The following is a 21,314-nucleotide window of genomic DNA, read 5'->3' as shown; positions in this document are numbered from 1 at the left end:
AAACCATAATTGATCAAAAATTCCCGAACGATTTACATCAATCGTTCGGGAATTTTTGGGTATCACTGTTTATCACTGCGTCAAAATACTCCGGGCCCTCCTTGAATAAAGGAGGATCGGCTAAAACCGCCGCATCCTGCGAGTCTCAAAACACGTGTCGTTCTGAGCGGAGGTATGTATTTTGATTCCGTGGCTTACTGGTTCTATAACAGAACCACTTTCTTTTGTCCCAACCTCTTCTTATTTCTAATTCTCTTTTTTATTGGGGGCAGGATCCTTCTTCCACGTCTTTGCTTCGTAAGAAAAAATTAGGAGTGAGGCCGATTATGATAATGGAAATGATAAATAACCGTAACATCCAGATGTCATTATTGTCATCTAAGTAAATTAAATAAAGCAAAAAGACACTTGTAATTCTGCCAAGACTCAGCGCTATTTCTCTAGCCACAACAAGTTCCACCCGATTTTTCCCATTCTTATCAAAGTCTGATATGTTATTCAAGGCAAGGGTATTAAACGGCATTTCAAATAAAGGTATGCTGATTCCTGACAAAATGCCATATACCAGCAATAGTTCCCAACTCACTTCAAATAATAACCCCCCAAGAGCTAATCCAATAAGAATATTGCCAGATAACATGTATAGTAACCTATGCTCTGAGGACCCATACCTTCCCATGATGTAATAGATAAGAAAAGAAAGCGAGGTCGACATGAAGGAAAAATTACCGAGTGCAGACTCATTTTTAGTGACCATAAAAACCCATATGAGTATGATAAAGGAGATCACCCCGCCTCTAAAAGCATTTGCCATAAACGCGTAAGACAATAGTCTCCAAGAACGGCAGCGGTGAACTTTCAGCATATCTTTCCAGTGAAAAGGGGCATAATCCTTATCTTTGGACAATGTCAGACTTATTATAAAACTAATTATAAAAAGTAAAAAAGATATACCAAACACAAAATAGTAGCCACTAAAACCATCTCCGATATAAATAAGCCATCCCGAAACCAGAGGGCCGATCATTTTCGAAAAGGACTCAAATGTGCCGTTTAATCCATTAAACCAGTCTCGATTTTTTTCATGTGTATAGTCAACGGACAATACATTAACTGAAATCCAGTAAAATCCGGAACCTGCTCCGAATAAAATACCTAATTCTATGACATACGTACTTGCTTGGTCTCCGAATTGAAGAATAAAGAAATAAAAAAGCAGTTGGGCAGCCCCGCCACTAATTAATCCATTTCTCCGCGATGTTTTTTTACTTAACCAGCCGGCAAATATAAAAGCCGGCACCCACGAAATATACATCATTAAATTAAATAATACGACAGTGCCTATTTGATCTGTCAGACGAAATAGAAAAACATTAATAAAGATGTTGGATAAATTATTAGCCAAAGCATTTAATAAACTAATTGAAAGCAGCAGCTTTGTTGGTTGTGGTAAAGCAGTATCGGTCTTTTTAGCAATTTCTGTTTGTTCCAACGAGTCCACCCGTTACTTCTTGGAATCTCGCGTAAAGTAGATAGGATTGGTAAGCAATATCATCGTATAATCCTCAACCACCGGGCAGTAACGCCAGACTTCCATTCTCAAAAATAATTCTTTATCAACCAAAATTTGCTTTTCCCACTGTTTTCCTTCTTTTATTTGGATCGACTCATTGTAATAATCTGAAATAACATGAATGTCATCATCAACCTCTAAAGAACGAATGGAAACCTTCAGAGGATGCTCATTAGGATATGGCACAGTGTCACCTGGGAGAGAGTCCCCATGTCTCATTTCGACCTCAGGCCCTTCCGGTGTGTGCGTTATAAACATACGGCCTTTTCTGATCGCGCTTAAAAGCTGAGCCTTTGTTTTGCCTTCTGATAATACCCAGGTGGAAGGCATTCCGTGTTGAACATATTTTTCTGTGCGGTGAACATCACTGCCAGCTGTAATGGGAATGTTATAACCAAGACAGAGCTGTTCATGCCACCACTGTAAAGCCTCGCGGTTTTCTTCACTCCAGGGACCATTCCAGACTTCCCACACATCAAATGGCAGGTTTAAGCTCCATTTCCATTCACAGCCGCTATGAAAAGGATGGTTGATCACAATAACAGCACCCTTTTCCCGCGCCTCTTTAAAAGCCGCTTCCATGTCTCTGTCTGCCGCTATTCTAAAGTCAATCTCCGGGTCCTCCAGTCCGATAATATTACTGTGTCCTGCATTCGTTGTTAATTCAAACCCCGGTATAAATAAAATATCTTCGTGAGTTGGGTGTAAATAGTTTTGAGTAACCGTATTGTGGTCTGTCGTTGCGATAAAATCAAGTTGTCTTTCTTTCAATATTTCCGCCACGGCAGGCAGCGTATACTCCCCATCACTGTGCACAGTATGACTATGCATATCGCCTTTCAGCCATCTTCTTTCTGCAGAAACGGTGATAATAGTAATATAAACAGCACATCCATCCTCTGGGATATGGTGAAGACCTAAAAGAACAGCCCATTCCCCTTGTTCGAGACAGCCATGTAAATACCCTGGAGTTGCGGCATGTTCGGTTATAAAAAAACGGTCCCTTGCGCCTCCGCTCCACCCCCGGATTCTGGAAGGATCCAAAACTCCTAAATCAACAGTGGCACCGCTCCTTGAAATTGAATAGGACACTTCTACTTTTTCTGTATCACTTGCTACGTGAAACGGTACTTCCATATAGCCGCCTTCTTGGTCAGCTGTAACCTTAACCATCTTTTCTTCCGTACTCATTTGTTATTCTTCCTTCCCCTCATTCTTTGGTTGCACCTAAATTAATACCACGAATAAAATACTTTTGGACAAATGGATAAATAACAAGTAAAGGAATCATCGCTATCATGATCCCTGCCATCTGGACATTGTTAGCAAAAAAATCACCGCTTGAGGTTGCATCGTCTGGCACAATTAATGACATTAAGGCAAGCTGCAAAGTGTACTTTTCCGGGGAGTTTATGTAAAGCAGTGCCGGTGTAAACTGATTCCAGCGGCTCACAAATTCAAAAAGCATAATGGTGGCCAGCCCCGGAACGGACATTGGCATATAAACTTTTCTGAATATCTTAAAATCACTTGCCCCGTCCATTTGAGCGGATTCAGCTAAGCTGTATGGAACGGACAAAAAATAGTTACGCATTAACAGAATACTAAAACCGGAAATCAACCCCGAAATTACAAGGGAGGCCAAAGTGTCCAGCAGACCTAATTCTTTATTTACGATATATAAAGGAATCATGATCGCTTCGGCAGGAACCATCATTGTGATCATAATCATGGAGACGATGATCTTCCGGCCGACCAATTTTGGATGAATCAGTACATAACCAGCCATGGAAGCCAGCAAAACATGCGCTGCTGTTCCTATGACAGTAACCAGTACATTATTGAAAAACGGCCTCCACAGTTCAAGAGTCTGCCACACCCTCTGATAACCGCTCACACTAAAATCAGCAGGCCACAATTTGACACCCGGTTCCATAGAAGAGATACCAGATGAAAACGATACCGCCCACACATTAATCAGCGGAATGATCATGACGAGGATGAGCACCAGTAAAAATAAACCATTGCATAATTGAAAATAACTAACTCGCTTTTGATATTTTTTGGGCGAACCCTGCATTTGTTACATCCCCTCGTCATAACGGATCAGTTTTCTTGTTACAAATGTAAGAAGCAGCGTCATCAACAACACCAAAAAGGCTGCAGCGGAAGCAATCCCCATTTGAAACTGTAAAATCCCCTTCTCATATGTATACGTCATGAAAACATCAACTTCATTTGCAATAGCAGAATTGCTCAGTACGTATACCTGATCAAAAATCCGCAAGATTCCCATGATGTTTAAAAGCAGTACAATCTTCATCGTCGGCACAAGCTGAGGCAGTGTAACATAGCGCATTTTTTGCAGAATTCCTGCTCCATCCATATCAGCCGCCTCATAAAGGCTTGGATTTATACTGACAATAGCTGCGAGATATAAAATGCATGTATACCCCGCGTCTTTCCATATAGCACTTGCGATCATAATAGGACGGGCGTAATCTTCTCTCACCAGGAAATGAATAGATTCTTCTTTCCCAAACCATGTCAATATTTCGTTAATGAGCCCTCCGTCAGGAGATAAGATAAAAATCCAGATACCGCCGACAATGACCCAGGAAAATAAGTGAGGAAGGTAAATAACCGTCTGGGTAAATCGTTTAAAAACAGACTGCATCACCTCATTTAACGAAAGAGCAATGATAATGGGGAAAACAAATCCAACAATTAAAATACCGCCGCTTATCATAAATGTGTTAATAGTCACTTGAATAAACTGTGGATCTCGTAATACTTCCAAATAATTCTGAAACCCAATAAACGGCCCCCTTCCAATCATTTGAAACTCTTGCAGACTAATAATAAAACCTCTTACTAACGGATAATATGTAAAGATGATAAAATACACCAGAATCGGCAATAGCATGAGGTACAACGAGTAATGACGCTTAACAGTTTTCCATAAATTCATTCATTTCATCCTTCTGCACATAAATAATAGAGCAGTGAAAATTAAACATACGAGAGGCCAGTTCTTTTACAGGAAACATACCCTCGTACCTATGGCCTCCCGCAGTTCTCTTTCTAACAGGCATTATTCATCAATTAAATCTGCCTGCAGCAGCTCTTTCTGCATTTGTTCCACGGCTTCATCAGCCGGAATTTCCCCCATCATTGCTTCTAACGCATAATTTTCTACAATTTTTTCAGCTTCCGGCCAATCCGCGGTTGAGGTTTCCACGGTGGAATTGTTGTCTAAGATGACAGATTGAGCTTCTTCTGCCCCGGCATATGATCCAACCGGGTTTTCGAATTGCTGATTCATCGGATAAGGAGCGCCGTGGTCCATGCTGTGCTCTCTGCCTGTTTCCGTCAATTCATATTCTCCGTCTTCTACCTGATAATCGTGACCTTTAATTCCCAGGGTTCCTAGAATATTCCCTTCTTCTGTGTGCCAAAATTCCAGAAATTCCATTGCCATGTCAGGATGCTCCGCATTAACTGGAATCGACCAGAGACTTGGGTCACCGCGGCGGAGCATTTTCCCATTTGGCCCATCCGCACCGGCCATCCCTTTGGCCTCAAAGTGTTCTTTATCTTCTACTTCTGCCGTATTGTTGAATAAACCGACCCATGCATCCCAGTAGGTCACCATACCGGCCCTGTCCGTCAAGAACATTTCTCTCATGTCGCCCGTTTCATTGGTGGCAAAGTTCGGATCAAGCAACCCTTCTTCATACAGTGTTGCAAACCACTCGTAAACAGGAACAGCCGCTTGGGTAGCATAGGGAATAGTACGATTTCCATCTTCATCAATGGTATAGCGGGCTTTCACTCCTTCAGCACTCATAAACCCTTGTATGTCATATAAACCGGCGGTGGACAGTCCGTACGTATCATCTTTTCCATTCCCATCGGGATCCTGCTCAGAAAAGGCCTTAAATAATTGGTAGAACTCTTCCAGTGTTTCCGGCTGTTCCAGATTAAGTTTTTCCATCCAATCCTGTCGTACAATGGGCATTGTGCCACCCTCAAGTTTATTGAAGACGCCATAGATTTTTTCATTCTCCGTCTCCACCAGATCCCACTCTTCTTCAGGAATAATGGACGGATCTGATAACCGTTCGGAATTGTTCACTGCTTCTGTTAAATCGGTTAATGCGTTCTGTTCTACTAAAATATCCAGCTGCGGCTTCGTTAAATAAACAAGATCATATTGTTCCCCTGAAGAAATAGAAGCGAGGAGCTTTTGGTCATAATCGGAAGGGGGTTTCACCATATTTACACTAATTCCCGAGAGTCTTTCTACTTCTTTTTCGAACATGTCCATCTCTTCGCTGTTTTTTCCACCTACAACGTTTGTTAAAATATTCAGCGTTTCTCCCTCTGATGCTTCCCTGTTTTTTTCGCTGTTCGCCTCTGAAACATCTTCTTCACTAGTACTCGATTGACACCCTGCGATCAATAAAAACATAGACAGTAATCCGGCTCTCATCACTTTCGACCCTATAACTGTAAGCTGTTTCAACGGTTCTCCTCCTTTTGAAAAATATAGACGTCAGCCCTCCAGAAACTTTGTAGAAGTGGAACCCCGGTGGCACACTTCAGAAGGAATAACAATTCTTTTCACCAATTTATTGTTTTCCTGAATCTGCTCGATCAAAAGCCGTGCTGCGCCTTCTCCCAGCTGCTCAGCATTTAATCTGGCACTGGATAAACGCGGTTGAAATTCAGATTCAAATACAGAATCGTCACTAAAAGCAAATACTGACAAATGCTTGGGAATAGTTATATTCAATGCAGATGCTGCCTGGTAAACACCAAGTGCCATTTTATCTGTATCCGCTATAACAGCAGTAATTCTGTTTCTTTCTTGTAAAAATCGAAAAGCCGTATCATACCCGAACTCAATGGAAGTATTATTTATGGTTTTATTTAGTATTAATTCATGAGGACATCGTTTCCCATTATCTTCAAAAGCAGTTTGAAATCCCTGGGCCCTGTCCAAAGCAACGGTTTTATGTTTAGCTGCGTTTAGAAAAAGAATTTTTTCGTGTCCAAGGGTCAACAGATGCGAAGTAAGTTCATAGGCAATGCCAACGTTATCATTATCGATGTAAGATAACGTTTGATCCAGGTGTTTAGGGGGTTTTCCAATGACTACACAAGGACGTTCTTTAGACAGCTCCTTTTTTATTCTTTCATCATCGACAGCAGGGTCCATTAAAATTTCGCCGTCGACAGGATTAGATACTTGATTCTGAATGTCATTTTTGTAATCCGAAGAAAGCGTATTAATTAATAATTGATATCCCCTGCCATAACATTCATGAAGTACCCCGTTAACCAGCGAAAGATGAAACTGACTGAATTTAATTCTTTCAGCCTGCATGTTCAAACCAATAATGCGAGTTTCTTTTGTAGCAAGAGTTCTGGCCCAGTAATTTGGCTTGTAATTTAATTGTTTTGATACTTCGAGTACTTTGTCGGACACCCCCTTACTTATCGGCCTCTTTTTAGTAAAAACATTGGAGACGGTACTTTTTGACACACCTGCCGCTTTAGCAACATCATCTATCGTAGCCAATCGGTCCCCCCCCCTCTCTCACTTACCAATCTTAAACCGGTTTTATTAAAATAGTTTTATTTCATTAAGAACATGTTGTAAATTATTATTAAGTTCTTATGAAAAAAGCGCTTTCCATCTTCGAAAGTAATAAAACCGGTTCGATAAAAAGATAAAAATATAAATTCCTAAAAGTTCGTTTAAAGGTTCAAATGGCGAAGCAGACAGGCGGGTATCCGCTGCAGGCGAAAGTTTTCCGTTGACAGCGCCTTCCGCTTCTACTCATAATTATTTTTCTATATCATAAAAAAGGAGCCGTACCTTTTTATACAGCTCCCTTTTATCTCATTCATTTTAATATGGGGGTTTTTCATTCAGTTATTCCCTTTCATTGTCTCTATCCACTCTACAAAAGCTTCCATTGCCTGATGGAGCCTTGTTTTTGTACTATCGTCCTGAAGCCTTCCTGCTTCATCTATCTTGGATGGTACTTTTCCAATATACAGTTCCGGCTGCTGCAGAACAAACGCACCGGCAGCGGCCAGTGTTTGTTTGACCTGCGCCTGGGATAACGCAGTCCCAAGAGGGGCGGGAGAGGCTCCCAGCACATATGCTGGTTTTTTGTCCAAGACGTTTCTATTTGTCACACTCGCCGCCCAATCCAGTGCGTTCTTCAATACACCGGGCATGCCGTGGCTGTATTCGGGGGTAACGATTAAAAAGCCGTCCGCCTCTAGAATCGATTCCTTAAAATCCTCCACCGCTTCGGGATCTCCGTTTTCCTCCAAATCTGCATTAAAAAGCGGGACATGTTTTAAATTGAATATGGAAACGTCCGCCCCTTCTGGTGTATGCCGGGCCATTTCACGCAGTATCATTCGATTAAAGGAATCTTTTCGCAGACTCCCTGAAATACCCAGGATTTTTAAATGGTTTGTACTCATCATCGGCCTCCTCTGGTTCTTTCCTATCTAATTTCAGCGTACCATAATAATGTAGAAGAAAAAAAAGAAAAGTCGTAAAATTCTTATGTTACAATAGTTTCCAATCTGCTATACTCATATATATCTTCATTCCTATAATGAGGATATGTCTCTTTCCGGCATAAACTTGTACATATGGACCGAAAGAGAAATGGACAAAGGAGGGGTTCGATTGAGTGTAGAAGACGTGTTAGGAGTCATTAGTGATTTTGTCTGGGGACCGCCGTTTTTAATCTTGTTAGTGGGAACAGGAATTTTTCTTACGATACGGTTAACCTTTTTGCAATTCTCGATTCTTCCTTACGCGTTAAAGTTAGTATTCAGTAAGCGTGACCAATCATCGGAAGGGGATATCACCCACTTTCAATCATTGATGACGGCTCTGGCAGCCACGGTTGGAACTGGTAATATTGCTGGGGTGGCCACAGCTGTAGTCGTCGGGGGACCCGGGGCTGTTTTGTGGATGTGGATTTCAGCATTATTTGGAATGGCAACAAAGTACGCCGAGGCAATATTAGCCGTGAAATACCGAATTAAAGATGAACGAGGCGAAATGGCCGGCGGTCCCATGTATTATATTGAAAAAGGACTGGGATGGAAGTGGCTCGCTGTGCTGTTTGCCATCTTTGCCGCCGTCGCTTCATTTGGAATTGGAAACACTGTCCAGTCCAACTCCGTTGCTGATGTCCTGCAGTCCAACTGGGGAGTTCCCAATGCAGCAACAGGGTTAATTCTAATGATTCTGGCCGGTATCGTTATTATCGGAGGGATCAAAACGATCGGACGGGTTGTTTCCTTTATCGTGCCTATTATGGCTGTTTTATATGTTATTGGGGGCATTGCTCTTATTATTTTCAATTTTGATCTTGTCCCGGCAGCGGTTGGACTCATTTTCACTGATGCGTTTACTGGTCAGGCTGTCGCAGGCGGTGCCATTGGAGCAGTGATTCAGATGGGGGTCGCCCGTGGTGTATTTTCCAACGAGGCCGGCCTTGGATCTGCGCCGATAGCAGCTGCTTCCGCCAAAACGGATTATCCCGGACGACAGGCATTGGTATCGATGACCCAGGTATTTATTGATACCATCATTATCTGTTCCATCACTGGTATTGCACTCGTTATGGGTGGTATGTACAGAGGGGAAAGTTCAGATGTCGACGGGGCAGCTCTTACTTCTGCTACGTTTGAAATGTTTCTTGGACCCGCAGGGGCGTTCATCGTTTCGATCGGGCTTATTTTCTTCTGCTACTCTACCATGCTCGGCTGGTCGTACTACGGGGAACGTTGTATTTATTATTTAACGAAAAGGCCTTCTTCCATTTTTATTTACCGGGTAGTTTTTGTCCTCGCTATATTTTTTGGGGCCATATTAAAACTGGATACTGTATGGGCTATCGCAGATATCATGAACGGAATGATGGCAGCCCCGAACCTTATCGGGCTCCTCGGCCTTTCCGGTATTGTCGTTGCAGAAACTACACATTTCCTGAAAATAAAACGGGAAGAAGAACAAAACCAGCTATAAAGGGAAAATTCTTTTGTCGTCCGTTCTCTCTACGGAGACTTAGACCGAATAACGACCCAGGCTTCTGCCCTGCTTTAGAAAAGGCAAAAGCCTGGGTTCGTTTCATAGAAAGGGACAAACCCCGCTTCAGTAGAGGGGCTTTTACTGTTTAAACGGAAGGATTCTACATCTCTACTTTATGCGCCACATCTTCCCCGCGCAGGCCCTGCAGAATATGGCCCACCGTCATTTCCGCCATCTTACGCCTCGTATCCTCACTCGCACTGCCGATATGTGGGAGAGCCGTTACATTTGGCAGCGTGAGCAGCGGATGGTTGGAACGAACCGGCTCATTTTCAAAAACATCTAATCCGGCTGCCTGAATGTCCCCTTCTTTTAAAGCTTCATAGAGAGCTGTCTCATCAACAATTGGTCCTCGTGATGTATTGACAAATACTGCAGTGGATTTCATTTTCTGAAAAGCTTCTCGATTCATCAGGTGATGGGTTTCCTTCGTGTAGGGAGTTTGAACACAGACAAAATCCGATGTTTCAAGAAGCTCCTCCATCTCCACATAAACGGCTCCCACGGCTTCTTCTGTTTCCGGCTTACGGGAGCGGTTATGATACACGATATCCATGTCAAATCCTGTGGCACGTTTGGCCACGGCCTCGCCGATTCGTCCCATTCCAATAATGCCAAGCCTGGCGTGGTGAATATCGCGGCCTGTTAAAAAGAAAGGAGCCCATGCTCCCCATTCATTGTTTTTAATGACTTCGATTCCCTCAGGTATCCGTCTTGCAGCTGCCATTAACAGAGCGAACGTCAAATCAGCAGTGGTTTCTGTCAATACCCCCGGGGTATGCGCCACCTGTATGTTCCTTTCTGCAGCAGCCTGGATGTCAATATTATTGTACCCGACAGCCATCGTGGCAATTACTTTCAGACGTTCCGCTTTCTCTAGCAATGCTGCATCGATTGGATCTGATACATTACAGAAAACAGCATCAGCTTTTTTTATTTCTTCTTCCAGCCTTTCGTAAGGAACCGGTGTTTCTTCCTTCTCCCACATCGAAACCCGGCCCTCTGCCTTCAATGGTGTTATGATATCTTCCGGGATACGACGTGTAATAAATACATACGGCTGCTTCATGGTAAATCCCCGCTTTCTTTTTTGAAATTTTCTACTACTTATCATAATACAAAAACACCGCCCCGGAAAGGAACGGTGTGTTTTTCTATATTTTGAATTTCCCAACTTCTTCCTGAAGGTCTTGAGCCATGGAGCTTAATTCCTCTGAAGAACTTGATATTTCTTCCATTGCGGCCAACTGTTCTTCCGTGCCGGCAGCTACATTTTGAGCACTTCCTGCATTTGTTTCCGCCGCTTCACTCATTTCTTTCACAGCCGAGGTCACCTGGGCAGAATTAGCTGACATTTGGGAGGATATATCCGATACATGCTGAACCTGACTTCCAACTTCTTTAATGGAAGAAAGGATGGATTGGAAAGCGGAGCCGGCTCGTTTCACCACAGCAACCCCTTCATTTGCTTCTGTCTGTCCCTGTTCCATTTTTTCGACTGCTTTATTTGTTTCTTCCTGAATAGCTTCAATTAACTCTGTGATCTTGTTGGCGGACTGATTGGATTCTTCCGCAAGCTTACGTACTTCTTCTGCCACAACGGCAAACCCTTTTCCATGTTCTCCAGCGCGTGCCGCTTCAATGGCTGCATTTAATGCCAGCAGATTTGTCTGTTCCGAAATATTTGTAATGGTTTCAATGATGGTGCCGATCTCTGTAGAACGTTCCCCGAGCTGTTTTATAATCTCAGCACTTTCCTGCACCTGGGTATCAATAATACCCATTTGTTCCGAAGAGTGATTGATTTCCTTCTTGCCGTTTTCCGCCGCTTCCTCGGTCTCTCTCGCTTTTTTCGTAACATCGGACGAAGCTGTTGTTACTTTTTCTATATCCTGGGATAATTGCTGCATGGCCTTTAAGCTCTCTGCCGCTCTCTCTTTTGTGCTGTCTGTAGACTGGGAAACTTCCTGTATGGTGCTTGCAATTTCGTTTGTGGACGCGGATGTTTCCTGGGAACTTGCTGATAATTGTTCTGAGGTTGCAGCTACCCGTTCCGCAGCTGTTGTTGTCTGCGTCAGCAGATTGCGGAGGTTTTCCGCCATATCGTTAAAATTTCCCGCTAATTGTCCGACTTCATCCTTGGATTTCAAACGGATACTTTCTACCGTTAAATCTCCTTCGGACAGCTGCCGGGCTTTTTCTGATACTTGTTTGATCGGCTTGGAAATTCTTCCAGCCATAATAATCGCTATCAACAGGCCGAGGATGGTGATCCCTGCTCCCGTAGCAATACTGATGATCGATAATAATTCAGCCCTATCGTTAACCTGTCCGGCATGTATATTGGCAGAGGCCTGTTCCTGGGAAATTAACATTTGGAGATCCGACTTAATTTCCGTTCCTAGGGGGATCAACTCTGAGGTTAACGCCGATTCCGCGTTAATTCGGTAGCCCTCGTCATATTCGGAAAACACTTCCTCCTGGATCCGTGTTCTCCAGTCCACAGAAGCAGCAATAATGTCATCCAGCCTGCGCTGTTCCACATAGCTCTGTATCTCTTCCTGGAGTTGTGTCGACTTTTCCGTAAGGTCGTTAAACGTTTCCTTGTATGTATTATTGCCGGACAGTACATACGCATTTGCAGCCGACTGCCGTTCGGAAAGGTTGTAAGCCAGGTTTTCATAAGCTTGAATTTTTTTCATGTCGTCTTCAATGACAGCATTAATATCATCGCTCATGTCATTAATGAATACATACATAATCCCTGTAAAAATTAGCAAAAAGCCTAGTATAACGGAAAAAACTCCGATCAGTTTTGCACGGATTGATTTCATCATCATCTACCTTCCCTGATAAGATTTCTTTGCCTGAGCCTTTTTTCTTATATGTCTAATATCGGTTGGTAACAGAAAAAGTTAACAGTATGAGTCTTTTTTCTTACGAATTTTTTCCATAAAAATTGGCTTCATGCTTTTCTTTCGGGTTAATTTTTTCTATCCTATAAGAAGAGGGACAATTCCTCAAGAATTATAGGCGATAATTAATACAGAAAAAGAAGCAGGAGGATGCAAGCATGGAGTACAGAATCGAAAAAGATACACTGGGAGAAATGCAGGTGCCGGCAGATAAACTTTGGGGAGCCCAGACGCAGCGCAGCCTTGAAAATTTTAAAATCGGGAAGGAAACGATGCCGATTGAAGTTGTTCATGCTTTTGCGGTATTAAAAAAGGCTGCCGCGCTTGCAAACAAACGCCTAGGCAAAATAGAAGAGGAAAAAGCGGATGCCATTGCAAAAGCCGCCGACGAAGTATTAAGCGGGAGGCTTGATGACCACTTCCCGCTTGTAGTCTGGCAGACCGGCAGCGGCACCCAGTCTAATATGAATATGAATGAAGTCCTTGCCCGCCGTGGGACAGAGATTTTAAAAGAAAAGGGAAGCGATTTTTCCATCCACCCTAATGACGATGTAAATCGGTCGCAAAGTTCGAATGATACTTTTCCGACCGCAATGCACATTGCAGCAGTGCAAAAAGTGGAAAACAACGTTCTTCCCGCCCTCCACACATTAAAAACGACCTTTGCCGAGAAGCAGCAGAAATTTGAAGATGTTATTAAAATCGGCCGCACCCATCTGCAGGATGCCACTCCATTAACACTGGGGCAGGAGATCAGCGGCTGGCACCGGATGCTGGAGAGAAGCGAACAAATGATTAAAGAAAGTATTCAGCACGTTAAACATCTTGCCATCGGCGGAACAGCAGTTGGAACCGGGATTAATGCCCATCCTTCCTTCGGAGATTACACGGCAGAAGAAATCAGTGATATAACGGGGATGTCCTTCCGTTCCGCTCCTAATAAATTTCATTCTTTGACAAGTCATGACGAAATCAATCATGCGCACGGAGCTTTAAAGGGATTGGCGGCGGACCTCATGAAGATAGCAAATGACGTCCGCTGGCTGGCCAGCGGTCCGCGCTGCGGCATTGGAGAAATTACCATTCCCGCGAATGAACCCGGCAGTTCCATCATGCCTGGCAAAGTTAATCCAACACAGGCGGAAGCGATGACAATGGCTGCCTCCCAAATCATGGGAAATGATGCCACTATTGGATTTGCAGCCAGCCAGGGTAATTTTGAATTAAACGTGTTTAAACCTGTTATCGTATATAATTTCCTGCAATCGGCCTGCCTCCTTGCTGATGCGATGATCTCCTTTAATGATAAGTGTGCGGAAGGCATTGAACCAAATCAGGAAAAAATTGACGAGCATCTGCGGAATTCATTAATGCTTGTTACCGCTTTAAACCCCCATATCGGTTATGAAAATGCAGCTAAAATAGCAAAAACAGCTCACGAAAAGGGACAAACGTTAAAAGAAGCCGTATTGGAGAGTGGTTTATTAACGGAAGAACAATTTGATGACATCGTGGATCCGGCAAAGATGGTATCTCCAAAGGAATAAGAAAATGCAAAACGCTCAGACTTTTCCTGTCTGAGCGTTTTGCATACCATACTACGATTCATCGTATGTATAGCGCACAACATACTTATTCGTTTTTAATTTACGTATTTCTACAAATGGACCTATTTCATATCCATTGCTCCAATTATCTTCAAGTTTAGCTTTCAGACAGCCTGCCTGAAATTTGGAGCGAAATGTTTCTTTCCAATAAATCCAACGCGGTTGAGCTGCCATCACAATCATCCTGCTCCTTCTTAAGATCTTCCTTTCTATTTTATCCCATTTTCGAAAAAAAATCATTCTTCGTGGGAAAAATGAACGGTCCTCCGCCCATACCACGCTCTTTTTATGGTTAAGCCTATGCACACGCTCAGCAGGAGATCTTCCGCAGAGCTCCTGCTGTGCTGCCTGCGCTCAGCCGATAAGTTCTTCATCTTCCCGTTTTTTTATTTTATCATTGCTTTGGCTTTCATCCCGGTCTCTCATCCGGTGGGCCAGCCGTGCTGAAGCGTTGGAAGCAATACTTGCAACAAGGTCATCCAAAAAGGTGTGGATTTCCTCTTTATTGGTATCCAGCTCTTTAATCACTCCGCTTTTCTCTTTATCCAAGTACCCAAAGGTGGTCACAGCAATACTGCCAAAACCAAACACAGAGCCAAGCGCAATCGTTTCGTCCACCCCAAACAGCCCCTCGTCAGTATCGACCAGTGTCTGAAGAGGCTCCGATAATTGATTTTTTTCCGCCAGTTTATCCAGTTCTATCCCTACCAGTACTGCATGCTGTATTTCCCGTTTACAAAGGACAGCATCGGCACTTTCATAACAATCATCCATCGTTAAATTCGGGGCGTATTTGGCCTGCATCTCGTATACGATTTTTGCAATATCTTCCACCTTGACCCCACGCTCTGCCAGAGCATTCCGGGCGGCCTTTTCAACTACATCACTAGCTACAGGTTTTTTCATCGTTCATTCCCCCTCTATCTATTGTATCATATGCGCGTTTTTCTTCATTGATATCTGTTTGCAGCGTATTATATTAGTTGAACTTCGTCCACATGCGTGTTACGCTCTTAATCGTATTACCGTCTGGAAAGGAAGCTAAACCTCTTGAACGGAACAATGAGAGCTTTACCATTTCGCAGTGAATTATTAGACTATACTTTTGATTTGCACGTTTATCTGCCGCCAAATTACAGCCGGCTGTATACATATCATCTTGCGATTGCCCAGGATGGACGAGATTATTTCCAGCTGGGAAAGATTGGGCGGAAAATCGAAGGCGCCATTGAAGCTGGAGCGGAGGATACTATCGTAATTGGCGTTCCTTACCCCAGTATAGGGCAGCGCAGAGAATGGTATCACCCTGAGAGTCGGAGGCATTACGACTACATGTCCTTCCTTGCCAAAGAGCTGCTCCCTTTTTTGGAAAGTGAATTTCCAACCCCCAGACTCTCCTATGGACGGACACTGATGGGAGATTCTCTGGCAGGGACCATTTCTCTTCTCACCGCCCTGCGTTATCCGCATACGTTTGCCAGAATTATGATACATTCTCCATTTGTCAACGACACTGTCCTGCAGGCGGTTCAAACTAGCAAGGAATGGCACCCCTTTGATATTTACCATGCGATTGGCCTGGACGAAACAAAAGTTCACACCACGGATGGCAGCATTCAGGATTTTCTGACACCAAACCGGAAGCTCCACCACCTATTACAGCAGGGAACCGGACGCCGCTATTACCACGAATTTAACGGCGGCCATCTTTGGAGCTTCTGGGAGCAGGATCTCCCCCGCGCCTTGCAGTACATGTTGAATACCCAGCAGGAAAGGAAAGATGTGACTTGATTACAGTACAAGAAGCATTAAATGAACAACAGCAAAAAGATGCCTTTCATGTAAGGTTTAACGTTTTTGTTAACGAGCAGAAGGTGCCGGAAGATCTTGAAATGGACGAGTTGGACGATACTTCCCTGCACTTCATTGCATATGAAGATTCCCTTGCTATAGGGGCTGGACGTCTCCGTTTCGTCGAAGAGTACGGGAAAGCAGAGCGTGTCTGCGTTCTATCCTCCCGGCGGAAAAGCGGAGCCGGCCGCGCCATCATGCAGACTATGGAACAGAAAGCCAGGGAAAAGGGGTGCCCTGCCATGAAATTAAACGCGCAGATAAGCGCCTCTGCTTTTTACAAAAGCCTTGGGTATACTGTGACATCAAAGGAGTTTATGGATGCCGGTATCCCTCATGTGGAAATGAAAAAAAGTCTTTAACCATTTCCTTAAAAGACTCTTTTTCATCCTTGCATATTTTCTTTGTTTTTATACGACACAGCAAAGCAGCTTCAAGATTCTTATCCTGACGCTGCTTTTTTGCTTCATGCTTCGAGATCTAGTTGCTTCCCTTTCCCATATAATTTTTGTTCAATTTCTCTTCGTTTGCTCATAAGATACATTTCTTCCTCACGTCGGTAGGCATTTCTCTCATCTTCATCCCGGATCGGAGGCAGTTCTGTTGCCTGCACCTTCGCCACCCGGGCTACAGCCGGTTCATTTTCCACCATCCGGCTGCCATATTGAACTGCCGTTTCATTTTTTACAGGTGCTACATATCCCATGAAATCACCTCATTTATACGTTTCATAAACGCGTTGAAGAAACTCATGCTCTGGTCGTTATCCTTTATATACCCGTTCTTTATCATTTTAATCCTCTTTTTTAAAACTAGGATGAACGCCCATTTCTAGTTTCTTTGTCTAATATTTAACACCTTTTTGCGCCTAACTATATATGATGGTAAAGAAAAGAGTGCTAAAGGAGTGATTAACATGGGTTGCAGAAAACATGATGATGCAGCGGGAAGCTGTGTTTGCGATGCCGTTGCAGCTATCAAGAAAGCTCAGGATCAAGTAGACAATAACAACAACGGTAATTGCAGAAACGATTGCTTCAATAGTTTATTAAGCCCGAATGGTAACAATAATGGGTTGGATACGGTTCCGTTTATCCTTCAAACCAAAAAAGGGGAATACTTCTATTCCGTGGGGGCTATCGGTAGAAACGACTGCTTCCAAACGGTTTTCTTCCGTGTCGAAAGCATTGATGAAGATAACTGCTGCGCTACTCTTTCCATGCTGCGTCCAGACAGCGAACTTGACTTCGATAAATGCTGTGTAGATCCAGTTTCTTTATGCGATGTCGATGAGCTGGAAAGAACCAGATACTGCATTGAAGTAGACCTTGACTGCTTCTGCGCTATTCAATGCCTTGATCCTAATCTGGTTGGCGACATTGACCATCACTGCAAATAATTACTTTCAAAAAGGAGGTGTCCAAAAGGGCACCTCTTTTTGGGTAAAAAGATATAAACAGTCGAAAGAGGCGTATGCCGCATTACAGACTGACAATGTGCATGTTGGTGATATCCGTCTTTTGTATGACTGTATTCATGAAATTTCTTCTGTCCTGAAAAGTAATACTGCCGTCTGCCACATCTACTATCGTTCCCTGTATATACTGCTCTTCCGTTTCACAGGCGATCACGGGCTGAATAAAATGTGGAAGAGATTCTATATATTCCAGCAGCTCTTCCACTGTTTTATTGGAAGAACCATCTTTAAACTCTTCTTTTTCTTCTTCCAATATTTCCTCCTCTTCCACCTCTCCTGTATCAGCCGCCGCGTCCTTTTCCCTGTTTTTTGGTTGTTTATCTCGTTTAGTTACATGTTTTTTCCGTTTTTGTGCGCCAATATTTTTTTGAATCGAGATCGACTGACCAGGTCCTGAAAACGGGGTTAAGGCAGGTTGTTCAATATAATACAAAGGCTGGGCCTGCTGGTTTTTTTCATGCTCTTCTTGTTCCATTACAGAGCCTCCTCGCATACGAGTGTTCTTCTATTCCATTATATGTTCCTCCCTAACGTTCATACCAAAAAAAGGGCAAAATTTTCTTCCTTCCAGCATAAACTTGGATATAAAGCAACACGTCCATCAACAGGGATTTTCCCTACCTTATATAAGGTTCAAAGACTGAATTCAAAATATCGTACAGCACTCTTTTGGGACCTGCGGCGTGAGGGCGGACGAATCGGAGTACTCGTCTTCGTTAACTTCCGGTTACGGGAAGCGGGAGTTCTTACGGACGTCAGCACCTGGAGAAACAGGAATACGGAAATGAGGGATACCATGCTTTGGATTATATTTGGCGGAAATATCTGGCTTATTATTATGCTGTATGTGTTTTTTTCAGAAAAAAAATTTGTACAGGCTTCTTCTTATTTATTTCAGCATAATCTAAGTACCACACCAGCGACCTTAACCGCTCTCTGCTCCGGTCTATTATTTACCATCGAGTATCCCGGCTTTTTTATGGAAACGACCATTTCCGCTGCTTTTTTAGGAATGGGAGCCGGCCTTATGTTTGGGAGTTTATTTAATCACGAGGCGGCCATCACGGGAGCCTGCAGCGGATTACTGGCAGGGTTTATTGCCCCCATGCTGGGAGAAATGTCTGGACGTTCCCCGCTGTTTCTGCTGTTTACAGAGCTCATCTTTTTTGTATTTCTTCTTCATTTTTTTGTGTCCTTACGAAAGGTCCATTAACAGCTGCAGCGATACAAAAAAGGATTCTGACTTTCCGAAGAAAGCCAGAATCCTTTTATAGCTTCGTTTTAGCAAACGTAAGCAGACCCAACGATAACGAGTAAAATGAACAGTACGACAATAAGCGTAAAACTGTTGTTATAACCGTGGGACATGTGCTATTCCTCCCTTTCTAAGGAAGATTGAGATATGCTTCTCACCATAGCTATATGCATTCCCCGGCCTTTTGTTCGTCGTACCTCCTTAATCAGGCTCCTGCCTATATAAGAAAATTGGCTGCCTTTATTTTATTTCTGCTACAAAACTATCCTCTTTTGTCACGTTATCTTTTTTCTGCGTATGAAGGTGTTGTTCTTCGGATAGATTCGTAAACACAACCGGTGTTATCGTTGATTTTGCCTGTTCTTCAATCAGGGAAAGATCTGCAGTGACAAGCAGTTGACCCTGCTTTACTTCTTCGCCTTCGTTGACGTGCACATCAAATCCTTCGCCTTTCATATTGACGGTATCCAGGCCGATATGGACAAGTATTTCAAGACCTTCCGCTGTTTTTATCCCGACAGCGTGCTTTGTCGGAAATACATTATTGATTGTCCCGGCTGCCGGAGATACAAACTCTCCGTTCTGCGGCTGAATGGCAAATCCATCGCCCATCATTTTTCCGGAAAATACATCATCGGGAACCTCTTCGATGGACATCAACGTGCCGTCCGCGACACTGCCGATGTGGATAGAAGAACCTGTTTCTATCTTAACAGCTGGTTCTGTTTCTTTCTTTGGATCCAATTCCGGTGTACCTTCGGCCGGCTTCGCTGGAGAACGTCCTTCAATAATATCCTGCATCTGCGACTTAATGGCATCGGATTGTGGACCGAATATAGCTTGAACGTTGCTGCCGACTTCCATCACCCCGGAAGCGCCAAGCTGCTTCAACCGGTCCTTGTTGACTTCCCCTTTATCATGAACGGTGATACGCAGACGTGTGATGCAGGCATCCAGGTTCTTCAAATTCTCCTTCCCGCCGAAGGCTTCCAGTACATTATATGGCAGGTCTCCGCCGGCACTGCCTGACGATGCCTGAGCCTCATCTGCCGGAGCATCTTCTTCCCGGCCCGGTGTCATTAAATTAAATTTTGTTATGGCGAAACGGAATCCAAAATAGTAAATAACCGCAAAACATAATCCGACTGGAATAACAAGCCACCATGGTGTCGCATTTGGAATAATCCCGAATAGGAAATAGTCAATCACACCTCCGGAAAATGTCATTCCGATTTTCACATTAAGTACATGCATAATCATGAACGATAAGCCGGCAAAAATGGTATGAATCCCGAAAAGCAGTGGTGCTACAAACAGAAAACTGAATTCAAGCGGTTCTGTAATACCTGTCAAAAAAGAAGTCAGCGCTGCAGAACCCATGATTCCGGCAACATACTTCTTTTTAGCCGGTTTCGCGCAGTGATAAATGGCAAGGGCAGCCGCCGGAAGTCCAAACATCATGAACGGAAATTTTCCCGTCATAAAGGTTCCGGCAGTGAATTGATCAACACCGTCCTGGTACTGAGCAAAAAAGATCTGCTGATCGCCGGTAACCGTTTCGCCGGCAGCGTTAACATAGGAACCGAATTCGAACCAGAATGGGTTGTAAAAGACATGGTGCAATCCAAATGGAATCAGAGCCCGTTCAATCACCCCAAAAATAAAAGCGGAAATCGTGGTGTTGGATTCTGTTACCAGATAGGACATAGCGTTCAGCATTTCCTGCACCGGCGGCCAGATAAAGGTTAATACTCCGCCTACAATTAAACCTCCAAAAGCCGTGGCAATCGGAACAAATCGTTTACCGGCAAAGAATCCGAGATACTGGGGCAGTTCAATATTATAATAGCGGTTGTACATAAATGCTCCAAGAATCCCGGCAATAATACCACCAAATACGCCCGTCTGCAGTGTGGGTACACCGAGAATTTCGGCAAAGGCCGGATCCTCTGTCATCTCCGCCGTTACTCCCTTGGATACCCCCATCGTCACGTTAATAATGAAAAATCCAATAAGTGCTGCCAGTCCGGCAACCCCGTCGCCATTGGCAAGTCCAAGGGCCACGCCGACGGCGAAAAGGACCGCCAGATTATCAAACACAACCCCCCCTGCTTCTTTCATCAATTCGGAAATAAATTGAAAAATCTCCGCATCCAGAAACGGCATAATAGCAATCATATTGTCTTCCTGGATGGCCGTGCCAATCGCAAGCAGCAGCCCGGCAGCTGGCAGCAGGGCAACCGGCAGCATTAACGCCCGGCCAATGCGCTGTAATAGACCAAACGCGTTTTTCCACATTAACTATCTCCCCTTTTATTGCAGCAGAACCTGCCGCCTGCTTTAGAAAAGACATCTTCCCCGGATTTTCCGGTGTGGGTTCGTTTTTCCATATAAAAAAGGCATGAGAGAAAAAGGTTCGCGGAATTAAAACAGAAGAAGTAAGAGACTTGTCTCCTGTTTCTGCACGAACCAATCATTTTCTCTCATGCCTGCTGACCA

Annotated in this window: 21 protein-coding genes; 6 read left to right on the top strand and 15 right to left on the bottom strand. The window is 43.7% G+C overall.

Going from position 1 to position 21,314, the window contains the following annotated elements:
- Positions 1 to 259 precede the first annotated feature (259 nt).
- The 7 genes from G475_RS0103000 to G475_RS0102965 all read right to left on the bottom strand — a co-directional run bounded on the left by G475_RS0103000 (position 260) and on the right by G475_RS0102965 (position 8,083).
- Positions 260 to 1,492 (bottom strand): MFS transporter, encoded by a 1,233-nt coding sequence (locus G475_RS0103000; RefSeq protein ID WP_026699994.1) that lies wholly within the window; start codon positions 1,490 to 1,492, stop codon positions 260 to 262.
- Between the two features lie 12 nt (positions 1,493 to 1,504).
- Positions 1,505 to 2,764, bottom strand: a complete 1,260-nt coding sequence (locus G475_RS0102995) for a CehA/McbA family metallohydrolase (RefSeq protein WP_026699993.1) — start codon at positions 2,762 to 2,764, stop codon at positions 1,505 to 1,507.
- 19 nt (positions 2,765 to 2,783) lie between these two features.
- A complete protein-coding gene (locus G475_RS0102990) occupies positions 2,784 to 3,653 on the bottom strand; it encodes a carbohydrate ABC transporter permease (protein ID WP_026699992.1) in 870 nt (289 codons plus the stop codon).
- Positions 3,654 to 3,656: 3 nt separating this feature from the next.
- Positions 3,657 to 4,544 carry an ABC transporter permease subunit gene (locus tag G475_RS0102985; RefSeq protein ID WP_026699991.1) on the bottom strand — a complete coding sequence of 296 codons (888 nt, stop codon included), beginning with the start codon at positions 4,542 to 4,544 and terminating at the stop codon, positions 3,657 to 3,659.
- A 123-nt stretch (positions 4,545 to 4,667) separates the two neighbouring features.
- Positions 4,668 to 6,101 carry an extracellular solute-binding protein gene (locus G475_RS0102975; protein WP_026699990.1) on the bottom strand — a complete coding sequence of 478 codons (1,434 nt, stop codon included), beginning with the start codon at positions 6,099 to 6,101 and terminating at the stop codon, positions 4,668 to 4,670.
- 30 nt (positions 6,102 to 6,131) lie between these two features.
- Entirely contained in the window at positions 6,132 to 7,160 is a 1,029-nt protein-coding gene (locus G475_RS0102970) for a LacI family DNA-binding transcriptional regulator (RefSeq protein ID WP_026699989.1), read from the bottom strand.
- A 353-nt stretch (positions 7,161 to 7,513) separates the two neighbouring features.
- Entirely contained in the window at positions 7,514 to 8,083 is a 570-nt protein-coding gene (locus G475_RS0102965; RefSeq protein ID WP_035710035.1) for an NADPH-dependent FMN reductase, read from the bottom strand.
- Between the two features lie 211 nt (positions 8,084 to 8,294).
- Here G475_RS0102965 and G475_RS0102960 point away from each other — a divergent pair, with 211 nt between their 5' ends.
- Positions 8,295 to 9,647, top strand: a complete 1,353-nt coding sequence (locus tag G475_RS0102960) for an alanine/glycine:cation symporter family protein (RefSeq protein WP_035710032.1) — start codon at positions 8,295 to 8,297, stop codon at positions 9,645 to 9,647.
- Positions 9,648 to 9,810: 163 nt separating this feature from the next.
- On the opposite strand, the gene G475_RS0102955 is transcribed toward G475_RS0102960, so the two are convergent.
- A complete protein-coding gene (locus G475_RS0102955; protein ID WP_026699986.1) occupies positions 9,811 to 10,779 on the bottom strand; it encodes a 2-hydroxyacid dehydrogenase in 969 nt (322 codons plus the stop codon).
- 85 nt (positions 10,780 to 10,864) lie between these two features.
- A complete protein-coding gene (locus G475_RS24140) occupies positions 10,865 to 12,547 on the bottom strand; it encodes a methyl-accepting chemotaxis protein (protein ID WP_051302117.1) in 1,683 nt (560 codons plus the stop codon).
- A 236-nt stretch (positions 12,548 to 12,783) separates the two neighbouring features.
- On the opposite strand from G475_RS24140, the gene fumC reads away from it, so the two are divergent.
- Positions 12,784 to 14,172 carry a class II fumarate hydratase gene (gene fumC / locus G475_RS0102945; protein ID WP_026699985.1) on the top strand — a complete coding sequence of 463 codons (1,389 nt, stop codon included), beginning with the start codon at positions 12,784 to 12,786 and terminating at the stop codon, positions 14,170 to 14,172.
- 51 nt (positions 14,173 to 14,223) lie between these two features.
- Here the strand turns inward: fumC and G475_RS0102940 are convergent, their stop codons facing one another.
- Together G475_RS0102940 and G475_RS0102935 are read right to left on the bottom strand one after the other, a co-directional pair.
- Positions 14,224 to 14,406, bottom strand: coding sequence for a hypothetical protein (locus tag G475_RS0102940; protein WP_026699984.1), 183 nt, complete (start codon positions 14,404 to 14,406; stop codon positions 14,224 to 14,226).
- Between the two features lie 180 nt (positions 14,407 to 14,586).
- Positions 14,587 to 15,138 (bottom strand): phosphatidylglycerophosphatase A family protein, encoded by a 552-nt coding sequence (locus G475_RS0102935; protein WP_026699983.1) that lies wholly within the window; start codon positions 15,136 to 15,138, stop codon positions 14,587 to 14,589.
- A 144-nt stretch (positions 15,139 to 15,282) separates the two neighbouring features.
- Here G475_RS0102935 and G475_RS0102930 point away from each other — a divergent pair, with 144 nt between their 5' ends.
- Together G475_RS0102930 and G475_RS0102925 are read left to right on the top strand one after the other, a co-directional pair.
- Positions 15,283 to 16,023, top strand: a complete 741-nt coding sequence (locus G475_RS0102930) for an alpha/beta hydrolase (RefSeq protein ID WP_026699982.1) — start codon at positions 15,283 to 15,285, stop codon at positions 16,021 to 16,023.
- Positions 16,020 to 16,445 carry a GNAT family N-acetyltransferase gene (locus G475_RS0102925; RefSeq protein WP_324603200.1) on the top strand — a complete coding sequence of 142 codons (426 nt, stop codon included), beginning with the start codon at positions 16,020 to 16,022 and terminating at the stop codon, positions 16,443 to 16,445. The genes G475_RS0102930 and G475_RS0102925 overlap by 4 nt, the downstream gene beginning before the upstream one ends.
- Before the next feature lie 104 nt (positions 16,446 to 16,549).
- On the opposite strand, the gene G475_RS0102920 is transcribed toward G475_RS0102925, so the two are convergent.
- Entirely contained in the window at positions 16,550 to 16,789 is a 240-nt protein-coding gene (locus G475_RS0102920) for a hypothetical protein (protein ID WP_026699980.1), read from the bottom strand.
- Positions 16,790 to 16,999: 210 nt separating this feature from the next.
- Here G475_RS0102920 and G475_RS0102910 point away from each other — a divergent pair, with 210 nt between their 5' ends.
- Entirely contained in the window at positions 17,000 to 17,482 is a 483-nt protein-coding gene (locus tag G475_RS0102910; RefSeq protein ID WP_026699979.1) for a CotY/CotZ family spore coat protein, read from the top strand.
- An 82-nt stretch (positions 17,483 to 17,564) separates the two neighbouring features.
- Here the strand turns inward: G475_RS0102910 and G475_RS0102905 are convergent, their stop codons facing one another.
- On the bottom strand, positions 17,565 to 18,035 hold the full coding sequence (locus tag G475_RS0102905) for a hypothetical protein (protein WP_026699978.1): 471 nt from the start codon (positions 18,033 to 18,035) through the stop codon (positions 17,565 to 17,567).
- Positions 18,036 to 18,356: 321 nt separating this feature from the next.
- On the opposite strand from G475_RS0102905, the gene G475_RS26240 reads away from it, so the two are divergent.
- On the top strand, positions 18,357 to 18,773 hold the full coding sequence (locus G475_RS26240; protein ID WP_156911611.1) for a hypothetical protein: 417 nt from the start codon (positions 18,357 to 18,359) through the stop codon (positions 18,771 to 18,773).
- 68 nt (positions 18,774 to 18,841) lie between these two features.
- Here G475_RS26240 and G475_RS26630 read toward each other — a convergent pair whose 3' ends face one another.
- Positions 18,842 to 18,928: a YjcZ family sporulation protein gene (locus tag G475_RS26630; protein ID WP_084413961.1), complete on the bottom strand. Its 87-nt coding sequence runs from the start codon at positions 18,926 to 18,928 to the stop codon at positions 18,842 to 18,844.
- A 127-nt stretch (positions 18,929 to 19,055) separates the two neighbouring features.
- Positions 19,056 to 21,113: a glucose-specific PTS transporter subunit IIBC gene (ptsG, locus tag G475_RS0102895; RefSeq protein ID WP_026699977.1), complete on the bottom strand. Its 2,058-nt coding sequence runs from the start codon at positions 21,111 to 21,113 to the stop codon at positions 19,056 to 19,058.
- Positions 21,114 to 21,314 lie beyond the last annotated feature (201 nt).

This window comes from Salibacterium aidingense DSM 18341, from assembly GCF_000429685.1.
Lineage (GTDB): Bacteria > Bacillota > Bacilli > Bacillales > Marinococcaceae > Salibacterium > Salibacterium aidingense.
This window is presented reverse-complemented; position numbering and strand designations above follow the sequence as displayed.

What these genes read in the sequence shown, in the direction of transcription:
- G475_RS0102995 (WP_026699993.1), bottom strand. Translation starts at nt 2,764, where the DNA reads ATGAGTACGGAAGAAAAGATGGTTAAGGTTACAGCTGACCAAGAAGGC.
- G475_RS0102990 (WP_026699992.1), bottom strand. Translation starts at nt 3,653, where the DNA reads ATGCAGGGTTCGCCCAAAAAATATCAAAAGCGAGTTAGTTATTTTCAA.
- G475_RS0102985 (WP_026699991.1), bottom strand. Translation starts at nt 4,544, where the DNA reads ATGAATTTATGGAAAACTGTTAAGCGTCATTACTCGTTGTACCTCATG.
- G475_RS0102965 (WP_035710035.1), bottom strand. Translation starts at nt 8,083, where the DNA reads ATGAGTACAAACCATTTAAAAATCCTGGGTATTTCAGGGAGTCTGCGA.
- G475_RS0102955 (WP_026699986.1), bottom strand. Translation starts at nt 10,779, where the DNA reads ATGAAGCAGCCGTATGTATTTATTACACGTCGTATCCCGGAAGATATC.
- G475_RS24140 (WP_051302117.1), bottom strand. Translation starts at nt 12,547, where the DNA reads ATGATGAAATCAATCCGTGCAAAACTGATCGGAGTTTTTTCCGTTATA.
- fumC (WP_026699985.1), top strand. Translation starts at nt 12,784, where the DNA reads ATGGAGTACAGAATCGAAAAAGATACACTGGGAGAAATGCAGGTGCCG.
- G475_RS0102940 (WP_026699984.1), bottom strand. Translation starts at nt 14,406, where the DNA reads ATGGCAGCTCAACCGCGTTGGATTTATTGGAAAGAAACATTTCGCTCC.
- G475_RS0102935 (WP_026699983.1), bottom strand. Translation starts at nt 15,138, where the DNA reads ATGAAAAAACCTGTAGCTAGTGATGTAGTTGAAAAGGCCGCCCGGAAT.
- G475_RS0102920 (WP_026699980.1), bottom strand. Translation starts at nt 16,789, where the DNA reads ATGGGATATGTAGCACCTGTAAAAAATGAAACGGCAGTTCAATATGGC.
- G475_RS0102910 (WP_026699979.1), top strand. Translation starts at nt 17,000, where the DNA reads ATGGGTTGCAGAAAACATGATGATGCAGCGGGAAGCTGTGTTTGCGAT.
- G475_RS0102905 (WP_026699978.1), bottom strand. Translation starts at nt 18,035, where the DNA reads ATGGAACAAGAAGAGCATGAAAAAAACCAGCAGGCCCAGCCTTTGTAT.
- G475_RS26240 (WP_156911611.1), top strand. Translation starts at nt 18,357, where the DNA reads ATGCTTTGGATTATATTTGGCGGAAATATCTGGCTTATTATTATGCTG.
- G475_RS26630 (WP_084413961.1), bottom strand. Translation starts at nt 18,928, where the DNA reads ATGTCCCACGGTTATAACAACAGTTTTACGCTTATTGTCGTACTGTTC.
- ptsG (WP_026699977.1), bottom strand. Translation starts at nt 21,113, where the DNA reads ATGTGGAAAAACGCGTTTGGTCTATTACAGCGCATTGGCCGGGCGTTA.